Genomic DNA, 6,905 nt, shown 5'->3' on the forward strand with positions numbered 1-6,905 from the left:
CGCACTCCCGCCGAGCGCCGACCTCGACGGCAGCGCCCACAGCACCAGCGGCGCCGGTCCCACCAACCCCGCGCGACTTCATCCACCCCGAGCCGGAGGGCTCCATGCCTTCATCTGTCATGCCCACGCCCAGAAACAACAGCACCAGCAGTAGCAGTAGCAGTGCCGGCGCTCCCGCCGTCTCCACCGCCGACCTGCGCAAGTCGTACGGCGACAAGACCGTCCTCGACGGCATCGATCTGCGCATCCCGGCCGGCTCCGTCTTCGCGCTGCTCGGCCCGAACGGCGCCGGCAAGACCACCACCGTGGAGATCCTGTCCACGCTGATCGCCGCCGACGGCGGCCGGGCCCAGGTCGCGGGTCACGACGTCGCCACCTCGCCGGACGGGGTGCGGGCCGCGATCGGTGTCACCGGGCAGTTCGCCGCGCTCGACGACATGCTCACCGCCGAGGAGAACCTGCTCCTCATGGCCGACCTGCTGCGCCTCGGCAAGCGCGAAGGGCGCGGGCGCGCCCAGGAGTTGCTGGAGCGCTTCGAGATCGCGGACGTCGCGAAGAACCGCGCCGCGACCTTCTCCGGCGGCATGCGACGCCGCCTCGACCTCGCGATGACGCTGGTCGGCGACCCGAAGGTGATCTTCCTGGACGAGCCGACGACCGGGCTCGACCCGCGCAGCCGCCGCACCATGTGGGACACCGTGCGCTCGCTGGTCGCGGACGGCGTCACCGTCTTCCTCACCACGCAGTACCTGGAGGAGGCCGACCAGTTGGCCGACCGGATCGCCGTGCTCGACGGCGGCCGGATCGTCGCCGAGGGGACCGCCGACGAACTCAAGGCGCAGATCCCCGGCAGCCACGTACGGCTGCGGTTCGACGCCATCGACGAGTTCGAGCGGGCGGCGGGCGTCTTCCCCGGCGCGGCCCGCGACGACGACAACCTCGCGCTGCGCGTCGCCGGCGAGACCGGGATGGACGCGCTGCGCGCCCTGTTCGACCGGCTCGACGCGGCCGGTGTCCGCGCCGCCGACTTCTCCGTCCACACCCCCGACCTCGACGACGTGTTCCTCGCCCTGACCGGCGGCGGCAGCAGCACCGACGGCACCCTTCACGTCAAGGAGACCCTGCGATGACCGCCCTCGCCCTCGCCGTGCACGACTCCCGGACCATGCTGCGGCGCAACCTGAAGCACGCGCTGCGCTATCCCGCCGTGTCCCTGGGCCCGGCCATGATGCCCATCCTGATGCTGCTGCTGTTCGTGTACGCCTTCGGGGACTCGATCGGTGCCGGGATGGGTGGCGGCCGGGACGCGTATCTGGAGTACCTGACGCCCGGCGTCCTCATCATGGGCGTGGCCGCAGGTGCCATGTCGACCTCGATCGCCGTCTGCCAGGACATGACCGAGGGCATCATCAACCGCTTCCGCACCATGAACATCACGCGCTCGTCGTTCATGACGGGCCATGTCCTCGGCAGCGTCCTGACGACGGTGGTGGGGCTGGTACTGGTGGTGGCCGTGGCGCTCGGGCTCGGCTTCCGCCCGGACGCGAACCCCCTGGAGTGGCTGGCGGCGGCCGGTCTGGTCGCGGCCATCGCGTTCGCCGTGGCCTGGCTGTCGGCGGCGCTCGGCCTGATCTCCAAGACGGTCGAGTCCGCGAGCAACAAGCCGCTGCTGATCCAGTTCCTGCCCTTCCTCGGCTCGGCGTTCGTGCCGGCCGACTCGATGGCGCCGGGCCTGCGCTGGTTCGCCGCGTACCAGCCGTTCACGCCGATGACGGAGACGCTGCGCGGTCTGCTCACCGGCTCGGAGATCGGCGACAGCGGCTGGATCTCGCTCGCCTGGTGCGCCGGGATCACCGTGATCGGCTACTTCTGGTCGCGCGCGCTGTTCAACAGCACCACCAAGCGCTGAGCCTCACTCGCGCAGCCGCAGCTCCCCGAAGGCCCCTGCCGGGACGGCGGGGGCCTTCGGCGCCACCGGTGCGAGCCGCCGGTAGCCCTCGCCCTGCGCGGGCCGCGGGTCCGCCTCCCCCTTGTTGGGCCAGTACGCCATCGCCCGCTCGGCCTGCGCCGTGATCGTGAGGGACGGATTGACACCGAGGTTCGCGGAGACCGCCGAACCGTCCACCACGGAGATCCCCGGGTGCCCGTACAGCCGGTGATAGGCGTCGATGACCCCGCGCTGCGGGCTGTCGGCGATGGCGCAGCCGCCGAGGAAGTGCGCGGTGAGCGGCTTGCCGAGCAGCTCGCCCAGGTTCGTCCCCGCGTACCCGTTGAGGGACTCGGCGATCAGCCCGGCCGCCTGCCAGCCTTCGGGGATGTGCACGGGGTTGGGGGCGCCGTGGCCCTGTCCGGCGGTGAGGGCTCCGTGCCGGGTCAGGCCCGTCGTCAGGGAGTTGTCGTGGGTCTGCATGACGAGCCCGATGACGGTCCGCTCCGACCAGCGGCGCAGCGCGACGGTGCGCGCCACGAGCACCGGGTGGGAGAGGAAGGCGAGCGCGGCGGCCACCGGCTTCGGCAGGTTCTGCTTGTACTGCGGTACGCAGATCAGGGCCATGAGGTTGGAGCCCTTGCCGTACCGGACGTTCTCGATGTGGGTGGTGGGGTTCGGGTGGACGGAGGAGGTGATGGCGACGCCGCGCGTGAAGTCGATGTCCGTGCGGCCGAGGCGCCGCGGCCACGTCAACGCTCCCACCAGCGCCTCCGAGTTGGTGCGGGTGAGCACACCGAGCCGCTGCGACAGGCGCGGCAGCGTGCCGTCCGCCTTCATGCGGTGCAGCAGCGTCTGCGTGCCGTAGGTGCCGGCGGCCAGGACGACGCGGCGGGCGCGCAGCACGGTGCGCCGGCCGCGGCGCCGCTTGTCGGTGGGCACGCACGTCACCTCGAAGCCGGCGCCGTCCGGCAGTTCGCGTACGGACGTCACGGTGGTCATCGGGCGGACCTCGGCGCCGGCCCGTTCGGCGAGGTGCAGATAGTTCTCGGTGAGGGCGTTCTTGGCGCCGACCCGGCAGCCGGTCATGCAGGAGCCGCACTCGGTGCAGGCGGTGCGGGCGGGGCCCGCGCCACCGAAGTAGGGGTCGCGAACTTCCGTGCCGGGTGCGCCCGTTGTCGTACCGTCGGCGTCCTGCCCGTCGCCGAAGAACACGCCCACGGGCGTCAGCCGGAAGGTGTCCGCCGCGCCCATCCGGCCGGCCGCCGCCCGCAGCAGCTCGTCGGCCTCGGTCGTGGTCGGATTGGTGCGTACGCCGAGCATGCGCCGCGCCTGGTCGTAGTAGGGCCGCAGTTCGGCCTGCCAGTCCGTGATGTCCGCCCACTGCTTGTCCTGGAAGAAGGCGGGCGGCGGGACGTACAGCGTGTTGGCGTAGTTCAGCGAGCCGCCGCCGACCCCGGCGCCCGCCAGCACCATCACGTTCTTCATCAGGTGGATGCGCTGGATCCCGTACATGCCGAGCCGCGGCGCCCACAGGTAGTCGCGCAGCTTCAGTGACGTACGAGGGAGGGTGTCGCGGGTGTAGCGCCGCCCCGCCTCCAACACGCCTACGCGGTAGCCCTTTTCGGTCAGCCGGAGGGCAGAGACGGAGCCGCCGAAGCCGGAGCCGACGACGAGGACGTCGAAGTCCGTGACGGGGGCGGCCTCACGCACCGTACAGCTCCTCGATCTCCCGCTCGTACGCCGTCATGACCGCCCGCCGTTTGATCTTCAGGGAGGGGGTGAGCAGCCCGTTGTCCTCCGTGAACTCGCCCTCCACCAGCGTGAACCTGCGGATGGACTCGGCGCGCGAGACGGCCTCGTTGGCGAAGTCGACGGCCTTCTGCACGGCCTCGACCATCCGCGGGTCGCGGATCACCTCGGACATCGGGGTGTCGGGGGGAAGGTTGCGCACGCTCAGCCAGTGGGCGACGGACTCCGGTTCGAGGGTGACGACGGCGCCGATGTAGGAGCGGTTGTCGCCGACGACGATGCACTGGCCGACGGGCGAGCGGCTGCGCAGCCGGTCCTCCAGGACCGCGGGCGAGACGTTCTTGCCGCCGCTCGTGACGAGGATGTCCTTCTTGCGGCCGGTGATGGTGAGGTAGCCGTCGTCGTCGAGCGCGCCGAGGTCACCGGTCGCGAACCAGCCGTCGGCGTCCAGGACTTGGTCCGTCGCCTCCTGGTTGTGCCAGTACGCGCCGAAGACGATGGGGCCCTTGACGAGCACCTCCCCGTCGTCCGCGATCCGGATCGTGGTGCCGGGGACGGGCAGGCCGACCGTGCCGGGCCGGGGCCGCAGCGGTGGCGTGAGCGTGGCGGCGGCCGAGGTCTCGGTCAGGCCGTACCCCTCGTAGATCACGACCCCGGCGGCGTAGAAGAAGAGGTTGAGGCCCTTGTCGAGGGGGGAGCCGCCGCTGATCGCGTACCGCAGCCGGCCGCCCAGCTCCTTGCGGACACGGCGGTAGACGAGCAGGTCGTACAGGCCCGCGGCGAGGGTCAGTCCAAGGCCCGGGCCCTTGCCGCCGTCCAGGAACTTCGCCAGGTTCCGCTCGCCGAAGGTGACCGCGATCCGGTCGGCCCGGTCGAAGGACGCGCCGCGCCCGATCTTCTCGGCGGTGGCCCGCCCGGTGTCGTGGATCTTCTCGAAGAGGTACGGCACGCCGACCACGAACTTGGGCCGGAACGACCGGAGTTCGGGCCGCAGCTCGTCCGGCTTGATGCTCGGGCAGTGGCCGAGCTCGATCCGGGCGAGCAGGCACGCTATCTGGATCGTCCGCCCCAGGATGTGCGCGAGCGGCAGGAAGAGCAGGGTGGAGGCGGCGTCACCGGTGATGGCCTTGAAGATGGGGTGCAGCAATTCGACGGTGTTCGCCGCTTCCGCGTACAGGTTGCCGTGGGTGAGGACGCAGCCCTTGGGGCGGCCGGTGGTGCCGGAGGTGTAGCAGATCGTGGCGATGGTGTCGGGGGTCAGCGCGGTGCGCCGCTTGGTGACCTCCTCGTCGCTGATCTCCCTTCCCTGCGTGGTGAGTTCGAGGAGGGCGCCCGCGTCGAGCTGCCACACGCGCGGCCGGTCGGCGTCGGCCAGGGCGGCGAGTCCGGCCTCGGCGGCGACCGCGTTCTCCGGCGTCTCGACGATCAGCATCCGGGCGCCCGAGTCGCGCACGATCCACTCGATCTGCTCGGGCGAGGACGTGGCGTAGATCGGCACGCTCTGGCCGCCGGCCGCCCAGATCGCGAAGTCGAGGACCTGCCACTCGTAGCAGGTGCGCGACATGAGCGCGACGCGGCCGCCCGGTTCGAGGCCGGCGGCCACCAGGCCCTTGGCGGTCGCGGTCACTTCCCGCGCGAAGGCGGCCGCCGTGACCGGCTTCCACTCCCCGGACTCCTTGCGCCGCACGACGACGGCGTCCGGCTCCTCGGCGGCGTTCGTGAACGGGATGTCGGCGGGCGTGGAGCCGTCCGAGGGCGGTGCGGCGAGCGGTGCGGTACTGGCCTCGCGGACCACGCCCTGCCCGTCCCTGACGAGTGCGACCTGCGCGCGATCGGTCAGGTCGCTGCGCTTCCTGGCCCGTTTCAGATCCTTGCGTACGCCCATGACGGCTCCCGGCCCTGCTCGGCTGCTACGAACTCACCTCGGTTGACGCTGACTTACTCATGAGTCAACTTACCGGCGCGTAAGGAAAATTCAATGGGTCGCGCAGAGGTCGCGTTCCGGGCGAGTGCCATGCGGCCGCCGGGCGCCGGGCGGGTCTTGCGGCGGCGCCGCGAGGTGTCGAGCGGGCGCCACAAGGTGTCGGGCGGCTGCCGGAGGGCTGGCAGCGGCCCGACACGCCCCTGCCCGCGGCGCCTGCCAGTGGCCTGTCGATGGCCTGTCGATGGCCTGTCGAGAGATTGTCGCAGCGCTGTTATATTAGCGCTGTGACAATTGATGAGCCCACCGGCCGGACCACTGATCCGGCCGCGGAGTCGCCCACCGGTCCGCCCGCCGACCCCACCTCGCTCCCCGACCCCTGGCACACGTTGCACGAACTGCTCGCCGCCATGGACGCCGACATCGAGCAGGTCTACCTCGCACGCGGCATCAAGGGCGTGCGCCCCCGGTTCGCCTATCCGCTGATCCGGCTCGCCCACACCGGGCCCCTGACCATCCGCGAGCTCGCCGCCTCACTGGACCGCTCGCACTCCGCGATCAGCCAGACGATCGCCGCGATGCGCAAGGAGGACCTGGTCAGCTCCGAACCGGGGTCCGACGCCCGGACCCGGCGGATCGCGCTGACCGAGCGCGGGCGGTCGCTGGTGCCGTTCCTGGAGGCGGAGTGGCGGGCCACGCACGCGACGGTCGCGGAGCTGGACGGCGAGATCCCGCACGCGATGACCGCCGTCGTCGAGGAGGTGCGCCGGGCGCTGGCACACCGGTCGATGCGGGAGCGGGTCCTCGACCACCTCGTGGAACCGCCGGAACCGCCGGAGCCGCGCAAGCCGTCCGGGCTGTCCGAGACATCCGGGACGTCCGAGCCGTCCGAGACATCCGGCGCGTCCGAGTAGAAGGAGCGGTAGCGATGAGGATCCGGGACCGCTTACTCGACGTCCGTCCACTGCGCGGCAGCCGGGCGTTCCGCGATCTGTGGATCGGGACCGCCGCAGCCCAACTCGGCGGCCAGATAGCCACGGTGGCGGTGCTCTCCCAGGTCTGGGACCTGACGGGCAGCCCGGTGGGCACCGGCGCGATCGGGCTCGCGACCGGGCTGCCGATGATCCTCTTCGGGCTGCTGGGCGGGACGCTCGCCGACTCCGTCGACCGTCGCACCGTCGTACGGGCCACGGCCGCGGGCCAGTTCCTCGCCGCGGTGGGCCTGTGCGCGCAGGCGCTGGCCGGCAACCGGAGCGTCGTGCTGCTGCTCGCGCTGGTCGCCGCCGAGACCGCCTGCGGTGCGCT

Annotated in this window: 6 protein-coding genes; 4 read left to right on the top strand and 2 right to left on the bottom strand. The window is 71.7% G+C overall.

Features of this window, described 5'->3' with window-relative positions; translation table 11 throughout:
* The first annotated feature begins 119 nt into the window (after positions 1 to 119).
* Positions 120 to 1,130, top strand: coding sequence for an ATP-binding cassette domain-containing protein (locus G3I40_RS45615; protein WP_164560657.1), 1,011 nt, complete (start codon positions 120 to 122; stop codon positions 1,128 to 1,130).
* Positions 1,127 to 1,909, top strand: coding sequence for an ABC transporter permease (locus G3I40_RS45620; protein ID WP_164560658.1), 783 nt, complete (start codon positions 1,127 to 1,129; stop codon positions 1,907 to 1,909). Before G3I40_RS45615 ends, G3I40_RS45620 begins: the two co-directional genes overlap by 4 nt.
* Before the next feature lie 3 nt (positions 1,910 to 1,912).
* Here G3I40_RS45620 and G3I40_RS45625 read toward each other — a convergent pair whose 3' ends face one another.
* Both G3I40_RS45625 and G3I40_RS45630 read right to left on the bottom strand, forming a co-directional pair.
* On the bottom strand, positions 1,913 to 3,640 hold the full coding sequence (locus G3I40_RS45625; protein ID WP_164560659.1) for a GMC family oxidoreductase: 1,728 nt from the start codon (positions 3,638 to 3,640) through the stop codon (positions 1,913 to 1,915).
* A complete protein-coding gene (locus tag G3I40_RS45630; RefSeq protein ID WP_164560660.1) occupies positions 3,633 to 5,564 on the bottom strand; it encodes an AMP-dependent synthetase/ligase in 1,932 nt (643 codons plus the stop codon). The genes G3I40_RS45625 and G3I40_RS45630 overlap by 8 nt, the downstream gene beginning before the upstream one ends.
* Positions 5,565 to 5,887: 323 nt before the next feature.
* Here G3I40_RS45630 and G3I40_RS45635 point away from each other — a divergent pair, with 323 nt between their 5' ends.
* Positions 5,888 to 6,514 carry a MarR family winged helix-turn-helix transcriptional regulator gene (locus tag G3I40_RS45635; RefSeq protein WP_343245227.1) on the top strand — a complete coding sequence of 209 codons (627 nt, stop codon included), beginning with the start codon at positions 5,888 to 5,890 and terminating at the stop codon, positions 6,512 to 6,514.
* Between the two features lie 14 nt (positions 6,515 to 6,528).
* Positions 6,529 to 6,905: MFS transporter (locus tag G3I40_RS45640; RefSeq protein WP_164560661.1), on the top strand; the 377-nt coding region annotated here is incomplete at its 3' end.

This window comes from Streptomyces sp. SID14478 (assembly GCF_010548525.1).
GTDB lineage: Bacteria > Actinomycetota > Actinomycetes > Streptomycetales > Streptomycetaceae > Streptomyces.